The sequence below is a fragment of the Maricaulis sp. genome (assembly GCF_017642925.1).
Classification (GTDB): domain Bacteria; phylum Pseudomonadota; class Alphaproteobacteria; order Caulobacterales; family Maricaulaceae; genus Maricaulis.
This window is the reverse complement of sequence record NZ_JAEPOL010000021.1, coordinates 33,863-58,354: the sequence shown is the minus strand read 5'-3', so window position 1 is coordinate 58,354 and position 24,492 is coordinate 33,863. Positions and strand designations below refer to the sequence as shown.

General features: G+C 63.4%; 28 protein-coding genes and 1 tRNA gene. 17 read left to right on the top strand and 12 right to left on the bottom strand.

Annotated features, from left to right (window positions below):
* Positions 1–404, top strand: a 404-nt coding sequence (locus JJ918_RS15130; protein ID WP_291889155.1) for a hypothetical protein, incomplete at its 5' end; no start/stop codon positions are given.
* Positions 405–497: 93 nt separating this feature from the next.
* Here JJ918_RS15130 and JJ918_RS15125 read toward each other — a convergent pair.
* Together JJ918_RS15125 and JJ918_RS15120 are read right to left on the bottom strand one after the other, a co-directional pair.
* Positions 498–1,211 (bottom strand): cupin domain-containing protein, encoded by a 714-nt coding sequence (locus JJ918_RS15125; protein WP_291889151.1) that lies wholly within the window; start codon positions 1,209–1,211, stop codon positions 498–500.
* A 99-nt stretch (positions 1,212–1,310) separates the two neighbouring features.
* Positions 1,311–2,105: a glycosyltransferase family protein gene (locus JJ918_RS15120; protein ID WP_291889148.1), complete on the bottom strand. Its 795-nt coding sequence runs from the start codon at positions 2,103–2,105 to the stop codon at positions 1,311–1,313.
* A 100-nt stretch (positions 2,106–2,205) separates the two neighbouring features.
* Between JJ918_RS15120 and pseG the strand changes: the two genes are divergently transcribed.
* From pseG to JJ918_RS15075, 9 genes are all read left to right on the top strand, one after another.
* A complete protein-coding gene (gene pseG, locus JJ918_RS15115) occupies positions 2,206–3,282 on the top strand; it encodes a UDP-2,4-diacetamido-2,4,6-trideoxy-beta-L-altropyranose hydrolase (protein ID WP_291889145.1) in 1,077 nt (358 codons plus the stop codon).
* Positions 3,269–3,853 carry a UDP-4-amino-4,6-dideoxy-N-acetyl-beta-L-altrosamine N-acetyltransferase gene (pseH, locus tag JJ918_RS15110; protein WP_291889142.1) on the top strand — a complete coding sequence of 195 codons (585 nt, stop codon included), beginning with the start codon at positions 3,269–3,271 and terminating at the stop codon, positions 3,851–3,853. Before pseG ends, pseH begins: the two co-directional genes overlap by 14 nt.
* Positions 3,850–4,929 (top strand): pseudaminic acid synthase, encoded by a 1,080-nt coding sequence (pseI, locus tag JJ918_RS15105; RefSeq protein WP_291889139.1) that lies wholly within the window; start codon positions 3,850–3,852, stop codon positions 4,927–4,929. Before pseH ends, pseI begins: the two co-directional genes overlap by 4 nt.
* Before the next feature lie 51 nt (positions 4,930–4,980).
* Complete coding sequence (locus JJ918_RS15100; RefSeq protein ID WP_291889136.1) at positions 4,981–5,871, top strand: MoxR family ATPase; 891 nt, start codon at positions 4,981–4,983, stop codon at positions 5,869–5,871.
* A gap of 76 nt (positions 5,872–5,947) precedes the next feature.
* Entirely contained in the window at positions 5,948–6,406 is a 459-nt protein-coding gene (locus tag JJ918_RS15095; RefSeq protein WP_291889133.1) for a hemerythrin domain-containing protein, read from the top strand.
* 89 nt (positions 6,407–6,495) lie between these two features.
* Entirely contained in the window at positions 6,496–6,864 is a 369-nt protein-coding gene (locus JJ918_RS15090; RefSeq protein ID WP_291889129.1) for a VOC family protein, read from the top strand.
* A gap of 54 nt (positions 6,865–6,918) precedes the next feature.
* Complete coding sequence (locus tag JJ918_RS15085; protein WP_291889127.1) at positions 6,919–8,094, top strand: VWA domain-containing protein; 1,176 nt, start codon at positions 6,919–6,921, stop codon at positions 8,092–8,094.
* A gap of 69 nt (positions 8,095–8,163) precedes the next feature.
* A complete protein-coding gene (locus JJ918_RS15080) occupies positions 8,164–8,721 on the top strand; it encodes a DUF1131 family protein (protein WP_291889124.1) in 558 nt (185 codons plus the stop codon).
* On the top strand, positions 8,718–9,221 hold the full coding sequence (locus JJ918_RS15075) for a hypothetical protein (protein WP_291889120.1): 504 nt from the start codon (positions 8,718–8,720) through the stop codon (positions 9,219–9,221). Before JJ918_RS15080 ends, JJ918_RS15075 begins: the two co-directional genes overlap by 4 nt.
* 155 nt (positions 9,222–9,376) lie before the next feature.
* Here the strand turns inward: JJ918_RS15075 and JJ918_RS15070 are convergent, their stop codons facing one another.
* Entirely contained in the window at positions 9,377–10,000 is a 624-nt protein-coding gene (locus JJ918_RS15070) for a glutathione S-transferase family protein (RefSeq protein WP_291889117.1), read from the bottom strand.
* 199 nt (positions 10,001–10,199) lie between these two features.
* On the opposite strand from JJ918_RS15070, the gene JJ918_RS15065 reads away from it, so the two are divergent.
* Positions 10,200–10,469: a chorismate mutase gene (locus tag JJ918_RS15065; RefSeq protein WP_291889115.1), complete on the top strand. Its 270-nt coding sequence runs from the start codon at positions 10,200–10,202 to the stop codon at positions 10,467–10,469.
* Here the strand turns inward: JJ918_RS15065 and JJ918_RS15060 are convergent.
* On the bottom strand, positions 10,466–10,804 hold the full coding sequence (locus JJ918_RS15060) for an Hpt domain-containing protein (RefSeq protein WP_291889111.1): 339 nt from the start codon (positions 10,802–10,804) through the stop codon (positions 10,466–10,468). The two genes, JJ918_RS15065 and JJ918_RS15060, sit on opposite strands and share 4 nt — an antisense overlap.
* 191 nt (positions 10,805–10,995) lie before the next feature.
* Between JJ918_RS15060 and JJ918_RS15055 the strand changes: the two genes are divergently transcribed.
* Positions 10,996–12,096 carry a lyase gene (locus JJ918_RS15055; RefSeq protein WP_291889108.1) on the top strand — a complete coding sequence of 367 codons (1,101 nt, stop codon included), beginning with the start codon at positions 10,996–10,998 and terminating at the stop codon, positions 12,094–12,096.
* A 110-nt stretch (positions 12,097–12,206) separates the two neighbouring features.
* Positions 12,207–12,282 (top strand) — tRNA-Lys (locus JJ918_RS15050).
* A 101-nt stretch (positions 12,283–12,383) separates the two neighbouring features.
* Here the strand turns inward: JJ918_RS15050 and JJ918_RS15045 are convergent.
* Positions 12,384–13,064 (bottom strand): hypothetical protein, encoded by a 681-nt coding sequence (locus tag JJ918_RS15045; RefSeq protein ID WP_291889105.1) that lies wholly within the window; start codon positions 13,062–13,064, stop codon positions 12,384–12,386.
* A gap of 239 nt (positions 13,065–13,303) precedes the next feature.
* Here JJ918_RS15045 and JJ918_RS15040 point away from each other — a divergent pair, with 239 nt between their 5' ends.
* On the top strand, positions 13,304–14,014 hold the full coding sequence (locus JJ918_RS15040; protein ID WP_291889102.1) for a hypothetical protein: 711 nt from the start codon (positions 13,304–13,306) through the stop codon (positions 14,012–14,014).
* Between the two features lie 19 nt (positions 14,015–14,033).
* Here JJ918_RS15040 and JJ918_RS15035 read toward each other — a convergent pair whose 3' ends face one another.
* Complete coding sequence (locus JJ918_RS15035) at positions 14,034–14,504, bottom strand: hypothetical protein (RefSeq protein WP_291889100.1); 471 nt, start codon at positions 14,502–14,504, stop codon at positions 14,034–14,036.
* Positions 14,486–14,746 carry a hypothetical protein gene (locus tag JJ918_RS15030; protein WP_291889097.1) on the bottom strand — a complete coding sequence of 87 codons (261 nt, stop codon included), beginning with the start codon at positions 14,744–14,746 and terminating at the stop codon, positions 14,486–14,488. The genes JJ918_RS15035 and JJ918_RS15030 overlap by 19 nt, the downstream gene beginning before the upstream one ends.
* An 863-nt stretch (positions 14,747–15,609) precedes the next feature.
* On the opposite strand from JJ918_RS15030, the gene JJ918_RS15025 reads away from it, so the two are divergent.
* The gene (locus tag JJ918_RS15025) at positions 15,610–16,746 is read left to right on the top strand and encodes an alpha/beta fold hydrolase (RefSeq protein WP_291889094.1); all 1,137 of its coding nucleotides are present in this window, start codon (positions 15,610–15,612) and stop codon (positions 16,744–16,746) included.
* Positions 16,747–16,830: 84 nt separating this feature from the next.
* On the opposite strand, the gene JJ918_RS15020 is transcribed toward JJ918_RS15025, so the two are convergent.
* The 4 genes from JJ918_RS15020 to JJ918_RS15005 all read right to left on the bottom strand — a co-directional run bounded on the left by JJ918_RS15020 (position 16,831) and on the right by JJ918_RS15005 (position 21,830).
* A complete protein-coding gene (locus tag JJ918_RS15020; RefSeq protein ID WP_291889091.1) occupies positions 16,831–18,528 on the bottom strand; it encodes a methyl-accepting chemotaxis protein in 1,698 nt (565 codons plus the stop codon).
* A 72-nt stretch (positions 18,529–18,600) separates the two neighbouring features.
* Entirely contained in the window at positions 18,601–20,616 is a 2,016-nt protein-coding gene (locus tag JJ918_RS15015) for a TonB-dependent siderophore receptor (protein ID WP_291889088.1), read from the bottom strand.
* A gap of 29 nt (positions 20,617–20,645) precedes the next feature.
* Positions 20,646–21,155 (bottom strand): hypothetical protein, encoded by a 510-nt coding sequence (locus JJ918_RS15010; protein WP_291889084.1) that lies wholly within the window; start codon positions 21,153–21,155, stop codon positions 20,646–20,648.
* Between the two features lie 201 nt (positions 21,156–21,356).
* Positions 21,357–21,830, bottom strand: coding sequence for a MarR family winged helix-turn-helix transcriptional regulator (locus JJ918_RS15005; protein ID WP_291889081.1), 474 nt, complete (start codon positions 21,828–21,830; stop codon positions 21,357–21,359).
* An 84-nt stretch (positions 21,831–21,914) separates the two neighbouring features.
* Here JJ918_RS15005 and JJ918_RS15000 point away from each other — a divergent pair, with 84 nt between their 5' ends.
* Both JJ918_RS15000 and maiA read left to right on the top strand, forming a co-directional pair.
* Positions 21,915–22,562, top strand: coding sequence for a fumarylacetoacetate hydrolase family protein (locus JJ918_RS15000; protein WP_291889079.1), 648 nt, complete (start codon positions 21,915–21,917; stop codon positions 22,560–22,562).
* Positions 22,559–23,206 carry a maleylacetoacetate isomerase gene (maiA, locus tag JJ918_RS14995; protein ID WP_291889077.1) on the top strand — a complete coding sequence of 216 codons (648 nt, stop codon included), beginning with the start codon at positions 22,559–22,561 and terminating at the stop codon, positions 23,204–23,206. Before JJ918_RS15000 ends, maiA begins: the two co-directional genes overlap by 4 nt.
* Here the strand turns inward: maiA and JJ918_RS14990 are convergent.
* Positions 23,203–24,384 (bottom strand): DUF418 domain-containing protein, encoded by a 1,182-nt coding sequence (locus JJ918_RS14990; RefSeq protein WP_291889075.1) that lies wholly within the window; start codon positions 24,382–24,384, stop codon positions 23,203–23,205. The two genes, maiA and JJ918_RS14990, sit on opposite strands and share 4 nt — an antisense overlap.
* Positions 24,385–24,492 lie beyond the last annotated feature (108 nt).

Here is a 24,492-nt window from a genome sequence, read left to right as displayed (position 1 = left end):
GCCTTCCGATCTGGGCCCTGACCTTCGTCAGGGTGACGCTCTTTGAGAGCGAGGTTCAACACGGTTTGGGCAGTCGCTGCGGCTTCAAGATCAGCGCCATCGCCACCCCACACACCGTCATCCCGATGAAGATCGGGACCCAGTTCATAGAGCGAGCTGGAGCCAGGCCGGGCGCGATCCCGCCTTCCGACCTGAGCCCTGACCTTCGTCAGGGTGACGCTCTTTGGGAGCTTCAGCACGGTTGGAGCAGTCGCTGCGGCTTCAAGATCAGTGCGGTCGCCACCCAAAACACCGTCATCCCGATGAAGATCGGGACCCAGTTCATAGAGCGAGCTGGAGCAAGATCTGGCGCGACCCCGCCTTCCGATCTGGGCCCTGACCTTCGTCAGGGTGACGCTCATTGAGGAGCTTCAGTACGATTGGGGCTGTCAATGCGGCTGCAAGATCAGCGAGACCGCCCCCAAAACACCGTCATCCCGACGAAAGAAGGAAGCCCCTTATTTCGTGCGGATCGCGTCGATCTTGGAGGCGGACACACCCTCCACCATGGTGCGGTTGATCATGGGGTGGTTTTCGTCCTGCGGGCCGAAATCGCTGTCGGGGTGGTAGGCGATGACGCGCATCTCGCTGCCGGCCGTGCGGAATTTGTGGTGGCCTTCATAGGGGATGCGGAACATCACGCCGGGTTTCAGCGGGATGATGCCTTCCGGCGTCTCGCACTCGCCCTCGCCGGAGAACACCACGCCGATCCGGTCGGACGGGTGGGTGTGCGAGGTCTGGTCGATGCCCGGCGGGAAGTAGAGAAGATTGAGGCAGGGATCGCCCATCTTCACCGGTGCGATCAGCAGGCTGTCGGTGCAGCCATCGATGTATTTCAGACGCCCCTGCGGCTCGACCGGACCGCCGACCATGAAGAAGGCCTGGTGGTGCTCGCGCGCCATCACGATGCCCTGGCCGCCTTTGACCGAGAGCACATTGTTGGCGGAGAAATACATGCCGGTGCCCAAGGTGAAGGTGCCGGACGCCGTCGTCAGCTCGGCCGGGCCTTTCTGGACAAAGCCGAAGAAGGCCGTATCCGTCGCATCGAGCGCCAGCGCCTCACCGTCCCAGGCATAGAGCGTGGTCGGGAAATTGGGATCGCAATCGGCGACCTTGCCGGTCGTCCACTCGAAGGCGAAGAAATTCCGGGTCCGGGCCATCCCGTCAGCCATCGCTGCACCTCGTCGGTTCGGCACCCCGAATCACCTGGCGCCATATCAAGAATGGCCAGCAGGGTCGGGTGTGTCGGTGAACAAATCCTTTCGCCCATGCTAGCGCACAGGCGGCGTCGCACCAGCGGGCAGATAGTCGCGGACAATGGCGGCGGGACGGCGGATATCCGGGCGCGCCGGATCGGCGTGGACGGCATTGATCGCCACCAGGTCCGGCGCCTTGCGGCAAAGCTCTGAAAGCGCGGGGAAATCCAGCTCTGCTGCCGCCTCACCCGCCCGTTCGAACACGGCCCGGCAGAAGGCCAGATCGGCCGGATAGTCCAGCGTCCAGCGCCAGTTCGCGGCCTCCCCGCCCGGCCCTTCCAGACAGGCGAGTTTCAGGCCCGGCCGGTTGCGGATCCAGGCGGTCACATGTTCACGATCGGCCGGATCGGTCGCTTCCGCATCGGCCCGCTCCAGCCAGGCCGTGGAGACGATCTCGCAATCCAGCCCGCGCGGGAACCCGGGCAGGAGCGTGTTATTGGCATAGTCCGCCGCACTCTCGCGATAGAGCGCGACCAGCTGATCGACCATGCCGGGATCGATGAAGGGGCAGTCGCTGGTGATCCGCACCACCTCGTCCGCATCGACCATTTTTGCAGCCCCGAGATAACGCGCCAGCACGTCCTGTTCGGAGCCGCGGAACACCGCCACACCGGCCCGCCGCGCCGCATCGGCAACGGGATCGTCCGCCTCGCCTTCGGGAATGGCGCAGATCACATGATCGGCAGCCGCGATACGCCGGCAGCGATCGAGCACCCGGTCCAGCACGCACTTGTCCCCCAGCGGTTCGAGCACTTTGCGCGGCAGCCGCGACGAGCCGGCGCGCGCCTGGACGATGACGGCGAGCGTCATGACTTATCCTCCATCCGGACCACCCAATCTTCGCGCCCGCACCTAACGGCGCATTAACTCGTCCGCCCCCATTCTGCACCATGGTATTATCGGGCTCATCATGACACGCCACGCCCCCCGCATCCTGTTTCGCGCCGACGCCTCGCCCAGCCTGGGCGGCGGACACGTGATGCGTTGCCTGGCACTGGCGCGCGCCCTGTGTAACCCGGTGTCGCACGAATGGGGCACCAATGTCGCCTTTGCGTGTTGCGAAGGGACGCTGGATGCAGCACCTGCGCTGGCCCGTGCGAACCTTCCCGTCACCACCGCACGAAGCGAGGCCGACTTCGATTTTCCGGCCGACTGGAACGGCCGTGCCGACGCGATTTTCGTCGATCTCTACACCTCGACCCGGGCCGACGAGACCCGCATGCGCGACCGCGCCGGCCTCATCGCCGTGATCGAGGATCTGCCCGAACGCACGCATGATTGCGACCTTTTGGTCGACCCCATGCCCGGCGGCAGCCCGTTCGACTATGCCGGACGCGTCCCTGGCGATTGCAACATCATGGCCGGCGGCGCCTTTGCCCTGGTGCGCAGCGAATTCGCCGACCAGCGCCAGCGCGCCCTCGACCGCCACGTCAATCCGGGTCCGGTCAAGCGTGTCCTGGTCTCGATGGGTCTGACCGATCTGGGCGGCATCTCCGAACCGGTTGCCCGCCTCGCTCTGGACACTCTGCCCGAAGCGTCCGTCGAGGTGATCCTGGGCCCCCGCGCGCCCAGCCGGGCAGCGCTGGAAGCGCTGTGCCGCACCGAGCCGCGCCTGACGGTTCACATCGATATCGACGACATGGCCCAGCGCATGGCGAAGGCCGATCTCGCCATCGGCGCAGGCGGCGGCACGGCGCTGGAGCGCTGTGTGGTCGGCCTGCCCAGCATCGCTGTCGTGCTGGCCGGCAACCAGCAGGAGATGACCGGTCTCTTGGATACCGATGGCGCCCTGGCGGCCATTGCCAGTCCGGAAGACGTGCTTGCCGAACTGCCCGGTCTTATCCGCCGGCTGGAGCGCCCGGCCGCGCGGGCCCGCATGGCCGAACGCGCGGCCGCCGTGTGCGACGGACGCGGCGCGCAGCGGGTCGCCCAGGCTCTGGTCGAACGGATCGAACGCCAGCGGGAGGCCGGTCATGAACCCGTTTGATCCGCTGCCGGAAAAGCCCGTGCTCACCGACGGCGCCATCGCCCTTCGGCCCGCCACGATGACCGACATGTGGCCTGTCCATGGCTGGCGGAACGGGCCGCATGTCCGCCGCAACATGTATACCGACCATCCGATCGAGCCCTGGGAACACCAGACCTGGTACCGCATTGCCCTGGGCGATCCGGAGCGGGAAATCCGCATCATCCAGTGCGACGGCAAGGATATCGGCGTCGTCATCCTGTCCGAGATCGATCCGCGCCACCGCTCGGCCAGCTGGGCCTTCTATATCGGCGAGGCGGATCTGACCGGACGCGGCGTCGGCAGCGCGGTGGAACGCCTGATTATCGGCCATGCCTTCACCACGCTCGGTCTTGAGACCCTGCGCTGCGAAGTGCTGGAGTTCAACGCGCCGGTGCTCGGCCTGCATCGCAAGTTCGGCTTTGAAGAAACAGACCGCATCGAAAACCGCGTCCGCCGCCACGGCCAGCCGGTCGCCGCGATCTGCCTTGAACTGCACCGCGATCGCTGGGCCGGTGATGCCCGGCGGGCCAGCAACGGGTCAGACCGATGAAACCCACCTCTTTCGATATCGCCGGACGCCTGGTCGGTCCCGACCATCCGCCGCTGGTCATCGCCGAAGTCTCCGCCAATCATCTCGGCCGGATCGACCGCGCCCTGGAAACGATCGAGGCGGCCGCCGCCTGTGGCGCGCATGCCATCAAGATCCAGACTTATACCGCCGACACGATCACGATCGATCATGACGGCCCCGGTTTCCGGATCGAGGAGGGTCTGTGGAAGGGCCGCACCCTGCACGCGCTCTACCGCGAGGCCGAGACGCCGTTCGAATGGCATGAAGCCCTGTTTGCCCGCGCGGCCGAACTGGGCGTGCCGATCTTCTCAACCCCGTTCGACCACACCGCCGTCGACCTGCTCGAAAGCCTCAACGCACCGGCCTACAAGATCGCCAGTTTCGAGGTGACCGACCTGCCGCTGATCGCCCGCGTGGCGCAGACCGGCAAGCCGATCATCCTGTCGACGGGCATGGCAAACCTGGCGGAGATCCACGACGCGGTCCGCACCGCGCGCGAGCATGGCAATACCGGCCTGGCACTGCTGCACTGCCTGTCCTCCTATCCCGCGCCGATCGAGGAAGCCGATCTGCGCACCGTGGCCCATCTGGGCGAGAGCTTCAGCGCGATCCCGGGCCTCAGCGACCACACACCGGGCACCGCCTGCGCCGTCGCGGCCGTCGCCCTGGGTGCCCGGGTGATCGAGAAACACTTCACCCTGTCGCGCGCCGACGGCGGCCCGGACAGCGCCTTTTCGCTGGAGCCGGGCGAGATGACGCGCCTGGTGGAGGATTGCACCGCCGCCTTCCAGGCCCTCGGCCGCGTCCGCTACGACCTGGCCGGCTGCGAGCGCGGCTCGGTGATCTATCGCCGCTCGCTCTATGTCGTGAAGGATATCGAGGCCGGCGAGCCCCTGACGCCGGACCATGTGCGCTCGATCCGACCCGGTCACGGGCTGGCGCCGAAATGGTATGGCGAGGTGATCGGCCGGCCGGCGACACGTGCCCTTAAGCGCGGCGAACCGCTGGCCATGGACATGGTCGACTGGAACCGATCTGCATCCGCATCAAAATAATCGGTATGGCGGGACTACACGGCGACGCCCAGACGCGCTAAGTCGGCAGTCATGCGTTTCGAAGGTACAGATCAATACGTCGCTGACGACGAACTGAGCGCTGCGGTCAACGCTGCAGTGGCTCTCGAGCGTCCGCTGCTCGTCAAGGGCGAGCCGGGCACGGGCAAGACCGAGCTGGCCAAACAGGTCGCGCGCGCCATGGGCATGCCGCTGATCGAGTGGCACATCAAGTCGACCACCAAGGCCCGCCAGGGCCTCTATGAGTACGACGCCGTCGCCCGCCTGCGCGACAGCCAGCTGGGCGATGATCGCGTCCACGACATCAACAACTACATCCGCCGCGGCAAGCTGTGGGAAGCCTTCACCGCGCCGGAGCGCTCGGTGCTGCTGATCGACGAGATCGACAAGGCCGATATCGAGTTTCCCAACGACCTCCTGCAGGAACTCGACAAGATGGAGTTCCATGTCTACGAGACCGGCGAGACGGTGAAGGCGGAGACCCGCCCCGTCGTGATCATCACCTCGAACAATGAGAAGGAATTGCCGGACGCCTTCCTGCGCCGCTGCTTCTTCCACTTCATCGCCTTCCCCGACGAGGACACGATGAAGAAGATCGTTGAGGTCCACTTCCCCGGCCTGAAGGGCCGTCTGCTCGCCGATGCGCTGAAACTCTTCTACGACATCCGCGACGTGCCGGGCGTGAAGAAGAAGCCGTCGACATCCGAACTGCTGGACTGGCTGAAACTCCTCCTCGTCGAGGATGTCGACCCGGCCGTGCTGACCGAACGCGATCCGCGCAAGCTGATCCCGCCGCTCCACGGCGCGCTCCTGAAGAACGAGCAGGACGTGATGCTGTTCGAAAAGCTCGCCTTCATGGCCCGCCGCGGCCCGGGTGGCGCCGGCGGCCCCGGCGGCGGTCCGCGGGGCCCTGGCGCGGCTTAGACCGTACGGCCAAACGGAACATCTCCTCCTCGCGCGCGTTGCTTGCATATCGATCAACACGCGCGAGGAGGTTTCCATGACCGACATTTTCGACCGGATCAAACAGGACCATGACAAGGCCCGTGACCTGATCGGCCAGATCGAGGACACGACCGACCGCGCGGCCAAGACGCGCCAGGAGCTGTTCGACCGGTTCAAGCTGGAATTGTGGACGCACAACAAGGTCGAGGAAGCCACCTTCTACGCCAAGCTGGAGCAGAAGGGTGACGAGGACGAGAGCCTGGAGGCCAAGAACGAGCACCACATGATCAACTCGCTGATCGAGGAGCTCGACACCATGCCCAAGGACAATGTCGAGTGGGGCCAGAAATTCCACGCCCTGGCCGAACTGCTCGACCACCACATGGAGGAAGAGGAAGGCGAGTTCTTCACGCTTGCCCGCAAGGACCTCTCCGACAAGGAAGCCGAGGATCTCGGCCAGCGCTTCGACAGCCGCAAGAAGGTCGTCAAACCGGCCCTGACGCCGGTCGACTAACCGGCCCACGCGGCCTGTCGCCGAATTAACTGGTCCCGCCTCTCCGTGCATGCTCGGATCGGGCGCGCATGTGGAGGCGGGAGACAGGCATGACCACCGGAACAAGACTGACGCGGGCCATTCCGGTCCTGCCCTCGCTGAAAGTGGCGGACAGCCTGACCTTCTTCAAACAGCTGGGCTTTGCCGCCTGGGCCTGGGAGGATCCGCCCAGCTATGGCGGCGTCACGCGCGATGGCGCCGAGCTGCACTTCTTCACCACCGATCGCAAGGAGGTGTGCGAGTGGACCTCCTGCCGGGTCGATGTCGACGACATCACCGGCATCCATGAACAGGCACTCGCCGCCGGCTGCATCCACCCCAATGGCGGTCTGGAAGACAAGCCCTGGGGCTATCGCGAATTCGCCATTCTCGACCCGTTCGGCGTGCTGGTGACCTTCGGCCAGAACCTGGAAGACTGACGCCTCCGCCCTCGCCTATTGAGCCCGCGACAGCTCCCGCCTAGTTTGCGCGGTATGTTGCATCACTTCTTCACCGAACTGCGCTCTGCTCGGATTCCCGTCACCACGCGGGAATACCTCACCCTGCTCGAAGCGCTCGACAAGGGCGTGATCGAGCCGGAGATCGGCCATTTCTACTCCGTCAGCCGCGCGGCCCTGGTGAAGGACGAGAAGGATTTCGACAAGTTCGACATGGTCTTCGCCCACGTCTTCCAGGGCGTGGAGACGCTGACCCAGATGTTCGGCGAGAAGGAAATCCCGGACGAATGGCTGGAAGCCATGATGCAGCGCCTTCTGACCGAGGAGGAAATGGCCGAGCTGAAGGCCATGGATTTCGACGAGCTGATGGAGACGCTAAAGAAGCGTCTCGAGGAGCAGGAAGAGCGTCACGAAGGCGGCTCCAAGTGGATCGGCACGGGCGGCACCTCGCCCTTCGGCCATTCCGGCTATAATCCGGCCGGCGTACGCATCGGCGGCAAGAGCCAGCACAAGCGCGCTACCAAGGTCTGGGAGCAGCGCCGCTACAAGGATCTGGATGGCGACCGCGAGATCGGCACCCGCAATCTGAAAGTCGCCCTGCGCCGGCTGCGCAGGTTTGCCCGCGACGGCGCCCATGAAGAGCTGGACCTGGACAACACGATCAGCGCCACCGCCCGCCAGGGCTGGCTCGACGTCGTGATGCGTCCGGAGCGGCGCAATGCGATCAAGGTGCTCGCCCTGTTCGATGTCGGCGGCTCGATGGATCCGCATGTGAAGCTGTGCGAGGAACTGTTCTCGGCAGCACGGTCGACCTTCAAGAACCTGGAATATTTCTACTTCCACAACTGCCCCTATGAGGGCGTATGGCGGTCCAACCTGCGCCGGCGCACCGAGACCGTGCCGACCATGGATGTGATGCACAAATACCCGCACGACTGGAAGGTGATCATTGTCGGAGACGCCGCCATGGCGCCTTACGAGATCACCCATGAAGGCGGCTCGGTGGAGCACTGGAACGAGGAAGCCGGCGCCACCTGGCTGCAGCGCATTGTCGACACCTGGCCTCACCTGATCTGGATCAATCCGACGCCGCAGAAGTGGTGGGAACATTCCTACTCCACCCGCCTCGTGCAGGAGATCATCGGTGCCGACCGCATGTTCCCGCTGACGCTGGAGGGCGTCGACGAGGCCATGAAGGAATTGGCGCGCTAGTCCGGCGCTTGATGCCGGGCCTGCCCTGTGCAATCCAGACCGGTAACGGACGCGCAAGGGGGGCGCCTCATGACGATTTCAACCATCCGCATCCTGCCCGCGATCGCGGCCGCCGTGCTGGCCGCCACGGCCTGCAGCAGCGGTGAAGCCGCGGAACGCTGGAGCGTATCCAACAGCCAGATCGGCCCCGTCACCGCCCGCACCGCGTTTGACCGCGACACGCTGGCCGGCCTCCTGCCTGCCTTCAACGTGGTCGAGGCCGAAGCCTGGTCGGAAGGCATGGCCTACCCGGTCATCGAGGCCCGGCGCAGCACCGGCGGCGAGGCCGAGATCGTCTTCGTCGGTGAAGGCGAACGCCTGCTGGCTGTACGCATACGCACCGGCGGGCTGGTGGAGGCCTCTGCCGATATTGGTGACAGTGCCGGCGAGGCGGGTCTTGTCGGGCCGCTCTGCGTGGCTGGCATGGAAGAGCGGTCCGGCGACGTGCATTGCGACGATCCGGACATGGCAGGCCTGTCCTACTGGATATCGGTGGACTATGCTGGACCCGACGGAATGTTGCCGCCGGCCGACATCATCGCCGGCGGGAGCGTCTACGAGATTGTCTGGCGGACAGTCGGGAAATGACGGCCGATACGTGGATGTGGTCGCGCGCGGCGCTGGGCCCCTTCACGTATGAGACGCCCTTCCGCGAAGAGAGCCTGGCGGCACATTTGCCGGGCTACACGTTCCGGACCGTCGACCCCGATCCCGGCAGTCCGCCCGGCGCACGCCGGATTGCGGCCACCCCGCCCGGTGAAGACGCTTCGACCCTCGACTTCCTCGGTCATGACGATGTGCCCGGCATCGTCTCCATCCGCGTCCGGGAAGCCGGACGCATTGCCAATGCCTGGCATGTCGGCAGCCGCTTCGGTGACACGCTTTTGCGCCCGGACGACTGCTTCGCGACCAATGAGATCCCGGGCCGCGAAGCGGACCTTTTCTGCAAACAGGCCGGCGAACCGGACGGGCCGGTCTACTGGTTTCGCACCTGCATAAGCGATCTGGAGGGCCTCGTTCCCGACGAGGCCGTCATACGGGACAGCATCCTGTATGAAATCGGCTGGGTTGCTTTCGGTCCCGGCTGACCTCTATTGACTTTGAAAATCATTCGCATAAAAAGGCGCACTGAACGGCGCCTGTTGAGAGCGCATAGATTTTCCGGACCTGCCCCCAGACAGGCCGGAACGGGTGCCGGATCGCGTCCGAGTCCGGTCCGGCACCCTTAAACCGCTCGTTCAGCCTAGCCCAGCGGGCTCATGCGGCCGTCATCCATGTCGATGCCGATTTCCTGCTCGACCCGCGCCACCCAGGCCCGCACACCGAGGAATTCGTCCAGATCAAAGCCGCCCTCATCCGCGACCCGGGTGTAGGCAACCAGGGCGATGTCGGCGAGGGTCACCTGGTCGCGCACGATGAAGTCGCGCGACAGGAGGCGCATTTCCATGACGCCCAGGGCCCGCCGGCCCTTCGCCATGAGATCGGGGTCGATCTCTTCGTCGGGCGTGTTCATGAAGGCCCTGCGGAAGCGGCGGACGGCGATGAAGGGCTCGTGGCTGTACTGTTCCCAGAACATCCATTCCAGCATCTTCGCCTGGTCGAAATCGTCCTCCGGGATCAGCGCCGAGCCGCGTGCGAGGTGGAAGATGATCGCGTTCGACTGCGCCAGGATACGCCCGTCGGACCGTTCCAGGCACGGCACCTGCCCGGCCGGATTGATGGCGAGAAAGTCGTCGGACCGGGTCTCGCCCTTCACAACGTCGATCTCGTGCCAGTCATAGTCCAGACCGAGATAATCCGCGGTCCATTTCACCTTGAGACAATTGCCGCTGCGCCGGTCGCCATAGATCCGAACGGGTTGAGACATGACAGGGACTCCCTCGTGCTAGATGGCACCATAGCGCCGCCCGCGGCGATGGCGAGCCCTGCCGGGCCGGTTTTCACCACCTCTGGCAGCTGGCGGCTTGGGGCTGGCGGCCTGCCCGCCTATAAGGGTCGAAACTTCGCAGGGTTGCCCGATGAGCTCAGTCTCGACATCTCCCCTTTCTCCGGAAGACTGCCGCACCATGGCCGAGGTCCGCGACGGCGTTGACGCGCTCGACCGGGAGCTCGTCGGCCTGATCGCCAGGCGTGCGCGCTACATGGAAGCGGCCGCCCGCATCAAGCCGGACCGCGACGCCGTGCGCGATGAATGGCGGATCGAGGATGTCGTGTCGAAGGTGAAGGCAGAGGCGAGCCGCGTCGGACTGTCGCTCGACATTGCCGAGCCGGTCTGGCGCGAACTTGTCGAGCGCTCCATCGCCTACGAGTTCAAGATCTGGGACAAGACGCGCTAGCGCGGTGCGCGGAACGCCGTCTCGGTTTCCTGAAAGCAGCGCTCGATGGCGAGCCGGGCTCCCGGCCAGGCCGATTGCGGCTGGTGCTCGGCCGCTTCGCACACATCCGCCAGCGCAAAAGCGCCAACGCCGCGCGCGGCCCCTTTCAGCGTATGCGTCGCTGCCTGCCAGGCCGTCTCGTCACGCGCATCGGCCATCAGCCCGATGCAGCGGGCCACCTGTTCGCACATGAGCCCGAGCAGTTCGGCCGTCAGCGCCTCGTCCCCGCCGGTATAGCGGTCGAGATGCGCCTGATCGAACAAGGGCCGGTCGGAGAATTTCCTGTCAGCAAGCATGCGGCCCTTTTATACGGCCAGTCTTAACAACGGACTTCATCGCCGGACGGTCCGTTCCGCGAATTGCGGTCAGGGTGAACAGCGCATTGAGGTTCGCGCAGGAGGCGAATTTTCCGCCCTGGCGCGGAGCGATTCGCCTTGCAGCCAACGCCCTCCCGCTTTTAGTGTTCGCCGCAAACGGGAGAAGACCTATGCGCCACATACTCACGCCGCTTGCCGTCCTCGCCAGCCTGGCCCTGATGGCCTGCTCAGAGGATGCGCCCGCGCCAGCGGATGACGACACTGCCGGAAGCCTGCAGGAGAGCCGGTCAGCAGAAGACCCCACGCCGGTCGAGCCCGCCGCCGAGGAGCCGACCAGTGAAGAGACCGCGACCGCCAGCATCGACATAGAGGAATGGGAGGTGCCGTGGGAAGGCCGCCCGCGCGATCCCTACACGCTGGACGGCCAGACCGTCTGGTTCGTCGGCCAGCAGAATTCCTACATTGCCCGCCTTGATGTCGCGTCCGGCGAGATGGAGCGGATCGACCTGCGCGAAGGCGCGGGGCCGCACAATCTGATCGTCGCGCCGGACGGCGACGTCTGGTACGCCGGCAATCGCGACGCCCATATCGGCCGCTATGATGTCGAGACGGGCGAATTCGAGTTCATCGACACGCCGGCCGACACGGCCCGCGACCCGCACACCCTCGTCTGGGATGCCAATGGCGACATCTGGTTCTCCAGCCAGCAAGCCAATTCGGTCGGCTTCCTCGACGTGTCGGAGCGCACGGTGCAGATCCTGCCGGTCCCGACTGAAAGCGCCCGCCCCTATGGCATCAAGATCGCGCCGGACGGCACGGTCTGGGTTGCCCTGTTCGGCACCTACAAGCTGGCCTCGATCGATCCGCAGACCATGACGCTGACCGAGCATGACCTGCCGCGCGAGGACAGCCGTCCGCGCCGTATCGGCATCACCTCGGACGGCCGCATCTGGTATGGCGACTACAATGGCGGCTATCTCGGCGTCTACGACCCGCAGAGCGCCAGCGCGACCGAGTGGGAAATGCCCTCGGGCGAGAATGCCCGCCCCTACGCCCTCGCCGTCGATGGCCAGGACCGGATCTGGTTCGTCGAAACGGGTGTCGATCCCAACTGGTTCGTCGGCTTCGATCCGGCCAGCGAAAGCTTCTTCTCGGTGACGGCCGTCCCGTCGGGCGGCGGCGTCGTGCGCCACATGCAATACCTGCCGCAGACCGGTGAAATCTGGTTCGGTTCGGATATGGGAACGATCGGGCGGGCGCAGGTCGAATAGACGGCCGCCCGCCCAGCCCTGCGCCACGCGCATGCCTGCCATGTGCGTGGCGCGTAAGGAGTGACTTGATTTTGTCACGATCCTGCGTATTTTCCGCGCTCCCGACCGGCGCGCCTATAGCTCAGTTGGTAGAGCAGCTGACTCTTAATCAGCGGGTCCAAGGTTCGAATCCTTGTGGGCGCACCACTTCTACCGGTCAATATTTTTTCCATACAAAAACAACATGATAGCGCCGGAGCCCGGCTCACAGCAGAGAATTTAATAGGGCAAAAAATAGGGCAGTCACGCTAACGCTCGTCATCCCGAAATGCCCATCGATAAGGCTCCTCGGTCAGGTCTGTAGTCGGCTTGTGCCATCCCACCTGAGACGGATCGTACTGAGTTGGCGGTGTTACTGTGGGAATCGGACGGCAGGGTTGATCGGAGTATTTAGGAGGCCCTTTGGGGAACTCCCGCCGAACATTTCTTGGCGATCCGACCTTCGAGATTGCCTCGTAAGAGGACCGCGCCTCTATGAGGTCTGAGTTCGCACACTTCACGTAGTATGACATGTGGCGCACAAACGCGGCGCTATATGTCTTCTCTCCCGCCGGTCCCGCAACGGTGTCGCCAAAATTGTAGTAGGTAATAGAATTGTCATTGTGATCAGGCGTCGGCGCCTTGTGAACCACAAGATTTCTGAACACCGTCACTTGCTTCAAGTCTGACAGAAACTTCCCAAAATGATCCGAGCCCGCTCGCTTTTGAGTCAACGTCGCACGGATCTTCGGCAACAGTGCCCCCGCATCCATGCGTCCCACCAAAAAGTAACCCGCCTGAATTTCGGCCTCGACTGCCGCTAGAAGAAGCTGCCTGAGCATGTTCTCCATGATCGCGAAATCGACAATGAATTCGCCAAGCACTTCATAAATCGAAGATTCAGGATTGATGCACGGTATCGCGGCCAGTCGTTCATCTCCTTGCGGCATGAGCGCTACCCTCCATGGATACAGCTTTGTGTCTCGATTTTGAGCGGATTGGCGATCTCAAGTTCTCCCGATAGCTTCAACGTATATGCGGCCGCGTAGCGATCCTTTGGACATGGGCAGAGCTGTTCGAGATGCTCACCCTGACGGACACCGAAGCTCTCCCCGAGTTCGACGCCCGATAGGTCCCGATGTCGGGCGGCGCACTAAGGACCGCACCTATTGAAGCCCTAGGAGATCGGATGATCGAAATAGCAAGTCCTGTGACAACCGAGGCAAGCCAGGCTCTGGCTATTGTTGGCCCCGACTGGTCGGCGTGGGTGACTGCGGGGGCGACGGTGATACTCGCTGCACTTACCGCCGTTTTGGCCGTAGTGACCTGGAGACTCGCTAGTGCATCTTCACAGCCCCAAGTCGTCGCCTCACTTGAGCCGAACAAGTGGTCGATTATCTATTTGGAGCTGGTGGTTCAAAATACGGGGAACGCTCCGGCTTTTGATATTGAGGTCGAGTTTGACCCGCCTCTGCCTCGACATAGAGAGTTAAAGCCTGGCGCCAATATCCCGCTGAGCCATCTTAGTGTTCTCCGGCCAGGTCAGGCGATTCGTACAACTCAGTGTCATTTCAACGATGCAGTGGGGAAGAAATTTGCAGCAAATATCAGCTGGAAGAGGCATCCGAGTAGTTCGCAAAAGCTAACCATGGCATACGAAATTGATATGGGCGGTTGGCAAAACGTGTCGTGGCTCGGAGGGGCGAGTCCTGAGATCGAGCTTGCTAAGGAGTTCAAGAGATTTCGAGAGGCTTGGGATCGTATTGCAAACGGCAGTCGAACGCTAAAAGTTGATACGTACACCTCGGAAGATCGACAGGCGCAGATAGAACTGCAAGAGGAAGCCATGAGGCGGTGGCGGGAGGAGCGAGGCACAGAAGGCGGCGAGAACCAAGATTAGGTTTAAAAAGACGCCGCATTTAAATGGATAGATATACAGTAGATCGCTTGTTGTTTCCAGAGTCGTCATCCCATATTATTTTTAATATGTGTTTGTCTTTTTTAGAAAATATAACGTTCGACCTTACGTCGACTTTTTGATGTTTGTCGAGCTTTTCATACGGAAACATGCTTTTCAGAAATCTGCTATCAATCAATTCTGATCCTTCTTCGACTTCCAATCTGACGTTTTTTGCAGCGGTAGCACCTCTATTGAATACTCTCACGCGGTAGCTAAACTTATCCACCTTGATGAGATTGGCTGACAGGTCAGCAGATTTCATATTCGCATCGAGTTCTCGTTCTCGCGCAAGAAGTTGCTCATTAAGTTCGTGTTGCACACGCTCGAAATCTTTTTGGTTTCGCGCTCTAATTTCACCACGAACGAAAGTGACGGCCGAGCCGATCAACGAAAGACCGGCGATTGCAACTCCTATTTGATTGATATCCACTTTGACCTCTTAAACATCTTTTTTATGTCGTCTTTAACGTCCTTTTGAATTTCGGACAGCATCTCCTGTTTTTCGGCTTCGATGTGTTCGTAATTGAGTTCGATAAGCTCTGACCGAAGATATTCCCGGTCGCACCCAGCGCACGTCACAGGCGAGCTATCGTCTTCATCATCGTGGCGGAAGTCCGTTCCACCACAAGTTTCGCAGTGAAGGGTGATTGAGCGGTTGTAGTTATCTTTCATTCTAAATCCTCCTTTCGATCACATCGGTACCATGCACCGAACAAAAGCGGAACATGAAAATCCATAACCGAATCTAGCTTGACGCTATTATGCCATGTAAGGCTGTGAGGTGCCTCTTTCGTTTGCCTCGCGGCGCCTTCTTACGGCTTTCGGGCACATGATTTGAGTAGAGGTAGAAAGCCGGCAGGTATGTGTGGGGATGGAATAACCCTGGGGTAGTGGCTTCGCGCAAAACGGGCTGTTTGTATCGCGCCTTCCGTTAGGTTTATTTCGCGTGAGTCGAAGCGGGTTGGCGTGATGGATTGGTTATACGTACTGTTCGCATTCTCGTTCGTCGGCACCATCACGCTCGTATTCAAGGCGGATGACTGGCGTATTCCCAAAATCGTGCCCTGGTTGAGCTTAGGGGTCACGCTAGTTATTGGGCTTCTGGCGGAGTGGGGACACTAGATTTCCCGAAAACCCTGTGACCCCTTCTTGATAACCGAGCGAGCCGGGTTCCCCCCATAGCCCCCTAGGATCATCTCAAAGACCCCCCAAGTCATCGCCGGGCACCCCCTTTGCATCATGTGTGTAAGACACAACCAACGATGCAAAATTATACGCCCTGATTCAGAAGTGGTTTTCACTACCCGAAGTGACCGAAGGGTCTCCTATATTGCGACGAGATCTATAGATATTTGCTATTGCTGGGAAACTCAGCGGTGAGGCAAATCGCCCTTGTGGGCGCACCAACACTCTTCCTCGCTTTCCCGGGAAACCGGGTTATCCCGTCCCCGCGCGGTCCGGCTTGACGTTGCCACGGCACGCGCAAATGCCTAGGGATGCGGCATCGCCTGCTCTGCCCCCGGGGAAAGTGCCGCATGTCCTCTCCTGCATCGCCAGCCCGCCTGCTGGGCATCGTGCTTGCCGTCCTCACGATGACGGCCGCCTGCGCCTCCAATCCGGCGCGCCTGCCGGTAGTGGACCCGGGCGAAGCCAAGGGCAGCGACGAAACCGTTTTCATCGCCACGACGCGCACCCCGTCAGACGATCCGGCGGTCCGCTTCGGTCCCGGCCGCGGGGACGCCCTCTATTTCGCAGAGGCCGGTGTCTGGGTTCCGCACAATCGCGAACCGGGCAGCGTCAGCCTGCCCTCCCGGCGCGCCAACCCCGCCCGCGAGTTTGCGCTGACGGGGTTCGAAAACCTCGCGGACGGATCGGACTTCATCAGCCGGATCGATGAGGCCCTGGCCCCGATCGCACTGGACGAGCGGCGCATCTTCCTCTTCGTGCACGGCTTCAATACGCCCTTCTCCGACGGGCTTTATCTCAACGCGCAGGTTCTCAATGATTTCGGCATTCCCGGTGTCGGCGTCCATTATGCCTGGCCCTCGGCCGGACGGCTTCCGGCCTATCTCTATGACCGCGACAGTGCGCAATTTGCCCGCGACGGGCTGGCCGAAACGCTGGTCATGCTGGCCGACACCCAGACCATGGGCATCACGATCCTGGCCCATTCCATGGGCGCGCTGGTGACGATGGAGGCCCTGCGTGAGCTCAGCCTGCGGGGCCGCAGCGATGTGCTGGAAAAGATCGACCCGGTTCTGCTCGCCTCCCCGGACATCGACTTCGACGTGTTCCGCATGCAGCTGGCCTCGCTCGACCCGCCGCCCCAGCACCTGGCGGTGTTTTCCTCCAGCCGCGACCGCGCGCTCTTCCTGTCCCAGCAGCTTCGTGGCGGCGGACATCCGCGCATCGGATCCGGTGCCTATCGGGATGAGCTGAACGAACTCGGCGTCGCCGTACTGGACCTGTCACCGCTTGCCGATGGCCGCGGCTTCATCAATCACACTACTTTCGCCAGCTCTCCCACCCTGATGCGCCTGTCCTCCAGCGGCGTTCTGAACGATGCGCTGATGGGCGAGTCGACCCATGTACGCTCGACCGGTATCGGCGTACTGACCGATCTGGCGGCCCAGATCATCTACCTGCCCGCCCGCGCCCTGGGCGAGCGCTGAGCCGAAAAACAAGAAGGCCCGGTACCGGGAGGGGAGCCGGTGCCGGGCCTTCAACGTTGCAAGGCGGCGTCAGGAGGGGGGAGATCAGCCGGCCTTGCGAACCTCCGTCAGGAAGCTTTCCACGGTCTTGTTGAGGCGCTCGGCGCGCTCGGAAACGGTCTGCACGGCCTGCAGCACGTCCTGCGACGCCTCGCCGGTCTGACGGGCCGAGCGCGACACCGCCTCGACATTTTCCGAAACCGAGCGGGCGCTGGTGGCGGCCTGCGACACGGACGACGAGATTTCCCGCGTCGAGGCGCTCTGCTCTTCCGCAGCCGCCGCGATCGCGGCAGAGGTCTGGCTGATTTCGCCGACCGCGCGGGTCACGTCCTCGATCGAGGCCGACGAGGTTGCCGCCGCATCCTGGATCGCCTGGATGCGTTCGCGGATATCGTCGGTGGCCTGGGCGGTCTGGGCCGCCAGCGATTTCACTTCCGACGCCACGACCGCGAAGCCCTTGCCGGCCTCGCCCGCACGGGCGGCCTCGATGGTCGCGTTCAGGGCGAGAAGATTGGTCTGCTCGGAGATGTCGTTGATCAGCTGGACGACCTGGCCGATCTCCTGCGCCGCGGCGCCGAGATTGCCGACCACCGTGCGCACGCTCTTGGCACGCTCGTCGGCCTGCGACGCCATCGTCGAGGACCCCTGGATCTGCTGGGTCACTTCCGCGATCGAGGCTGACAATTCTTCTGCCGCAGCCGCCACGGATTCAACATTCGAGGATGCTTCGGAGGCATAGGATGCCATCTGGTCGCTCTGCTGCGAGCCTTCCGATGCGGCCTGCGACAATTGCTGGGCGATGGCCGCCATGCCGCTGCACGCTTCGCTGACTTCGCGCAGCATCGCCCGGACATCGGCATCGAAACTGTGCGCCAGCTCGTTCAGGCGGGCGGCACGGCGCTCATTGGATTCCGCCTGGGCACGCGTATCCGCTTCCAGCTGCTCGGCTTTCAGGCCGTTGTCGCGGAAGCGCTTGAGACTTTCCACCACAGCACCCAGCTCGTCCGAGCGCTGCAGTGCGTCGATATCGAGCGAGTAGTCGCCAGTCGCCAGGACTTCCGTCGCATCTGCAATCGTCCGCACGGACTTCGCGGTCCGGCGGCCGAAGAGAACGGAAACCGCAATCAGGCCCGCACCGGCAATCACGGCCAGCGAGAGGAAGATCGCAATCGAGGTGTTCGATGTGCGCTGCGCGGCCGCAACGTCCTGCTCGGAGAGTTCTGCCGCGTGTGCGGCCAGGGCCGTAAGATCGGCATTGATACCGTCGAACACTTCGTCGAAGGGCTGCAGGAAAGCGACCGAGCTGGCAAAATCGAGTTCCAGCATCTGGCCGACGAAGTCCAGCGCATCCTTGTAGAGTGCGAGCTGTTCGACCAGCTCGTTGATCGTGTCGCCGCGGCCGGCCTCTTCGGCAAAGGGACGCAGGGTCTCGATACTGTCGGACAGACCGTCCACCCGTCCGGCCACGGCCTCGAAGCCGGCCAGAACGTCAACGCTGTCACCGGCGGCCTGGCGTGTGACGATGCTCAGCACATCGGCATTGATGGCTTCCAGCCGGGCCTGGAATTCGGTGAGCCGCAGGCCGGCATTCATGTCGCCGATGACTTCATCCTGGGTGTGCGACGCATTGAGCAGCGCCCAGGTCCCCAAACCCGCAACGCCGGTCAGCGCCAGGATGGCCGCGATCGGCGCGACCGCAAAGGATTGCGCGATCGAAAGACTGAAACGAGATGCCTTGCCCATATTCCCTCTCCTCTTCCGGTGCCCACCGGATAGCCGTCCCGCCGCACTGTGTGCGGCGGGACGCAATTACCGCTAGAAACCTGCGCGGAGTGACAACCAGAACCGCGATTCAGTTAACGTATTGGCATTGGTCTGCTCACCATCGCCAAAATTCGCGTTCTGGGCGTTCAGCGCGACCGACAGGTGATCGTTGATGACGTATTCGCCGCGGAAGGAGGCAGAGATCACATCGTCAACAGACACGCGCGACACCGCACCGAAGACCGGCTGCATCGGCACATCCGTGCTCGAGACATAATTGACCAGCACATCGGCGCGGAAACGCTCGCCGGTCCAGCCGACACGGGCATTCGCCAGATGGCTCGGCGTGGCGCCTTCATAGTCACGCACCGTGTTGACGCCGAAGGGCGAAAGATCGTCCTCGACGGACTGGAGCGTGTAGTTCACCGACCAGTTCCACGGACCTTCCGGATTGCCGTCGAGCGTGACCTCGGCACCGGTCGTCGCGGTATCGCCGCGATTGCCGAACAGGAAGACCGGCGCATTCACGGCCGGCGGGAAGAGATCCGGCACCGGACCGAAGGCACCGCGGTCCTTCTCGGTCTCGTGGTAGAAGACCGCAGCCCGCAGATCGACCGTCGGCGACAGGGCCCGGTCATAGGCGATCTCGTAATTGGTCACGATGGCCGGTTCGATATTGGGGTCGCCGGAGATGACCAGCGTATTGCCGCCCACCGTTACCGGCAGGCCGAAACCGATGTCGAACATCGTCGGCGCCAGCACGCCGCGGCCCGTCGAGAAGCGCATCGTGCCGCCGAATTCCGGACGCCAGACAAGCGCAGCATTGTAGCTGAATTCCTCGATCGTGACGTCATAGTCTTCCCGCGAGAACGGGTAGAGCGCCGGATCGAGATCGCCGTCACGGCTCCAGTCCACATGGTCGTAGCGGCCGGCCAGGGTCAGCTCGATGCTGTCGGAGAACTTGCGGTTCCACATCACCGACGCGGCCAGGGTCTCATAGCCGAAATCGCCATTGCCCGGGGCCGGGAAGGAGTTGGACTCGCCGTCGCGATACTCGGCCGACAGGCGGATCGTGTTGCGCGTGCCGACCTTGAACAGGTCCTCGACCGCAAAGGCCGTCAGCGAGGTCTCGTTCAGGCCGAAGCTGTAGAGCACCTCGACCTCATTGCGGAAGCCGGAGACCGTCAGGAAGCCGAGATCGGTATCGGCTTCGACACCGGCGCGATAGGAGGTGATCTCGTATTCGCTCTCGGCAGCCAGCGCGATGCTGGTGCTTTCCACCTGGTTCACTTCGGAATGCGTGAACTCGGTGGTCAGGTTCACCTTGTTCGTCAGGGCGAAACGGCCTTCCAGCGCCAGCGTGTCGCGGGAGAATTCGACATCGCCGAAGCCGGCCGCACCGGTATTGCCCGGATAGCCGCCGAACTCGTCGGCGCGCGTCGAGCCCAGGCTGAAGCGGACCGAGGCGCGATCCCCGAAGCCGTAGGCCGCAACCAGCGACAGGTCGGTGTAACTGTCCGTACCGCCATCGACATGCGCAGTGGCGTAATTGCCCAGTTCCGGATTGCGCGTGATGATATTGACCACGCCGGACACGGCGTTGAAGCCGTAGAGTGCCGACTGGGCGCCCTTCACAACCTCGATCTGCTGGATCTCGTCCAGCTGCACCGGCAGGGTCGCCCAGGCGGTGTAGCCATAGCTGTCGAGATAGACTTCACGGCCGTTCACCAGCACCAGGAGGCGCGGCGTATAGCCGGTCGCGGCACCGCGGATATTGACCTGGCCGTCGCCGAAGCCATAGCGGGTCACATCCATACCGGCATAGTGACGCAGGATGCCCGGGATATCGCGTTCCGGGAAACGGCGGATGTCCTCGCCGGTGATGATCACCATCGTGGCGGGAACGTCGGACGCGCGCTGCGGGGCGCCCGTGGCACCGGCCGTGACCGGTTCGCCGAACAGTTCGCTCATCGCCGTGTAGTCGAGGGTTTGAGCCGAAGCGCCGGCCTGCCAGGCAAGACCGGCCACCAGTGCAGAAATGGAAGTGGTGAGAATTTGCTTTTTCATGGTCGTAACTCTTCTGGATCCTGTCCGGTCTAGATTTCTTCGATCATCATCGCGAAGGCGGCCGCGAAGGAGACCGACGAGGCGTCGGCGGCACCGCGATTGACGACGATGCGGACCGACGGGGCGCTCTGGACACCCATCACGCACTGGCCGCTTTCAACGCAGCCCATATCGGTGGAAACGGTCATCACGCCGGCCGAGCTGGCGGCGGAGAAGACGCCGGCATCGCCGGACGCCGAGCCCAGCAGGACCGCGGCGTGAGCGCCGGACAGGCTGCCCGCATCGGCCATCGGAACGAGGCGCGCATTCAGCGTGACGCGGCCAGCCGACAGGCCGCCGGACATGGCGCCGGCCAGAGCCTGTGCTTCGGCTTCGCTGCCGGCGTCGTACACGATGGCAACAGTCCGGTCTGACCCGCTGACGCCTTCCATGAAGCCCAGCGCGCGGCCGATCACTTCAAGGTCACGCTGCGAGGTTTCGGCGAAAACCGGAGATGAAATGAGAGCGCCGGCGAGTACCGGCAGAATCAGAAAACGCATATGTAAGGCCCCTGCCCTTTGTCTTTGGGGAACGCCACGTGGCGTCGTCGGGGCTAGTCCTAGAATCGAGGCCTTAACGGAAAGATTTCAAAAGCTCATAGATTATTACAGCTTTCGATAACCATGCTTCCTATTCTCAAACTGATCATGGAAAAACAAGTATAGATTACCAAAATCAACCTTCAGGCGAGTTTCATTCTGTCATGTGCTGGAGAGCACGCTGGAGCGTTGCCGCAACCGGTCCAGCAAACCCGCAAGCGTCTCGATCTCCGCATCCGAGAACTCGCTCAGCAAGGCCGCTTCCTGCGCCAGCGCGACCGGTGCAATCTCGTCGTAGACACGCCGCCCGTCGGCCGTCAGATGCAACATGCGTGACCGCCGGTCGGCTGCGTGGTTCTCGCGCTCCACCAGTCCGCGCTCTTCCAGGCTGCGCACGGCGCGTGACACGGATACCTTGTCCATGGCCGCACTGTCGCTGATCGCCTGGGCCGTCATCGGCACGCCCTCGCCCAGGATCGCAATCATCCGCCATTCCCAGATCGTCACGCCGAACTGGTCCTGGTAGGCGCGGGCGACAAGCCGGCTGACGAGGTTGGATGTGACGGCGAGACGATAGGGCAGATAATCCTGCAGGCGCAGGTGCGACGGAGTATCGGGCACGGTCGGACGGGTCATGCTGCAGTCGTGCAACACAGGGCCGCAGGCCGCAAGCGATTGTTGTCTCGACGACAGGGCACGGCTCGCGCTATCTCAAGCGTCATGACCGACTTCGTGACGCCGCCTGCCCGGCCCCGCCTTGCCATCGACGGCGACAGCCGTTCCTTCCCGGTTGCCCGTGTCTTCTGCATCGGCCGCAATTACGCCGATCACGCAAAGGAGATGGGGGCGAAGGCGGAAGCGATCTTCTTCATGAAGCCCGCCGACGCCGTCACACCGGCCGGCACCATCGCCTATCCGGCCGAGACCGCGGATCTGCACCACGAAGTCGAGCTGGTACTGGCCCTCGGCGAGAACGGGGCGGTCGTCGCCAGCGGCGTCGGGGTGGATCTGACCAAGCGCGACCTGCAGGCCCGGCTGAAGGAAAAATCCGCGCCCTGGGAAATCGCCAAGGCGTTCCGCGACAGCGCGCCGGTCGGTACCCTGCGCGCCGGACCGCCGCCGGCGTCCGGTGCGATCGGCCTGTCGGTCAATGGCGAGCCCCGGCAGTCGGGCGATCTGGGCCAGATGATCCTGGCACCGGATGCGCTTCTGGCCGAACTGGGCCGCTTTTTTACACTCGGCGCCGGAGACCTCGTCTTCACGGGCACGCCGGCCGGCGTCGGCCCGCTCAAGGCGGGCGACACGGTCAAGGCGGAGATCGCCGGCCTGCCGGTGCTGGAATTCTCCATCCCGGAGGCCCGCTCATGACCACGACGCTTTATGGCTACTGGCGCTCAAGCGCCGCCTATCGCCTGCGCATCGCCCTCAACCTCAAGGGCGTTGCCTATGAGCAGGTCTCGATCAATCTGAAGGACGGCGAGCAGAACAGCGAGGACTGGCGGCGCGTGCAGCCGCAGGGCCTGGTGCCCGTGCTGGAACACGACGGCCAGCGCCTGCTGCAATCGCCGGCCATCCTGGAATGGATCGAGGAGACCTGGCCGCAGCCGGCCCTGCTGCCTTCATCCGCGCAAGCGCGCTGCCTCGTGCGCGGCTGGGCGTCGGTGATCGCCTGCGATATCCATCCGGTGCAGAACCTGCGCATCCTGAAGGCCATTGCCGGCGATCTGGGCCAGGGCCCGGAGGGCATGAAGGCCTGGGCGCAGCGCTGGATCGGTTCGGGGCTGCAGTCATTGGAAACAATGGTGGCCACTCACCCGCGCACCACGCCCTTCCTGCACGGCGATGCTCCCGGTCTCGCCGAGGTTTATCTGGTGCCGCAAATGTACAATGCGCGGCGGTGGGGCGCCGATATCTCTAACTGCCCCACCCTGCTGGCAGCAGACGAGGCGGCGCGGGCCCTGCCCGCCTTCCGGGACGCCGAACCGGAAAACCAGCCCGACGCCGAGGCTTAAGATAAACGGCGCAGCGGACCGAACTGCCGGCGGAACAGCCCGTCCAGCAGCCACTCGACGGGGCCGGTCCGGAAAGAGCGGCTCCAGGCCCAGACCGCGAGCGCCTGCACGACGCACAGAAGCAAACCGGTCAACGCCAGCCCGGCCGGGCTCAGCCGTCCATAGAGCGACAGGCCGGGCAGGAAGGAGAACAGGACAAGCCCGATCAGGAGCTGGGCGGTATAGAGGCTCAGCCAGATCTCACCGGCCTGTTCGAGAAGTCGGGTCACCGGTGCGAGACGGGCCTGATTGCCCGCCAGGACGATCAGCGCTGCGAACCCGGCCGCACACAGCAAGGCCCCAGCCGCATGGGCGCCATTGCTCTGCCACAAGCCGGACGGGGCGAAGTCCCGCGCCAGAGCCGCCGCAGCGGCCCATCCGGTCAGCGGCAGGCCGAGGCCCAGGCAGACGGCCGCGACCAGGACATAATGCATCGGTGCCCACCGCCCGCCGGCAAATCCGGTTTCCAGGGCCAGCATGCCGATCATTGCCAGCCCCAGAACACCGCCGCCGAGAAAAACGACCTCCATGAGATGCCATTGCAGCGCCGTTGCCATGTTGCGGGGCAGTTGCGCGAAATAGCCGGCCCGGTGTGCCGCTTCGGCTTCGGCGACCTGTTCGGCGCCGAAACCCAGCAGCTGGCCGGGCTCCATCGTATCGGGCAGGAGCGCGGTCACGGCCGATCCCGCCACCACGATCAGCAGCGTCCCGCCGACCAGGACCAGCGCCGTAACAAGGCGCGATGCCGGCTGCATGGCGCGCAGCGGCAAGGCAATCATGCTTGCGATTGCCAGGATCGAGATCAGCTCTCCGAACCAGATGAAATAGGCGAGAACCAGTCCCAGCAGGAGCATCCAGCCCAGCGGCACCCGCAAGCCCCGGTCCTGTTGCCAGGCCAGCCAGCCCCCGAACGCAGCGATCAGCACGATATTGAACGTCCATGAGACGAAGGTCTGACCTGTCCACCAGGCCACAGCGCCGGCAGCGCCCAGCGTCCGGCCGCCGATCTCCGGCAGGTCGGCGGAGGCCCACACGCCCGCCATGCCCGGCAGGTTGGCCAGCAGAAGGCCGAAGGCGCAAAGCCCGAGAAGCCGGCGCAGCCCTGCCCCGTCGCGCTCATCCATGCCCGTCGCGCTCATTCATGATCGAGCTGCCCCTGCCGCATTTCCGCCACCTTGCTTACAAACAATTCACAAAATTCCCATCTTCCATGAACGCGTCTTGGATATAACGCGTCATACCCTCGT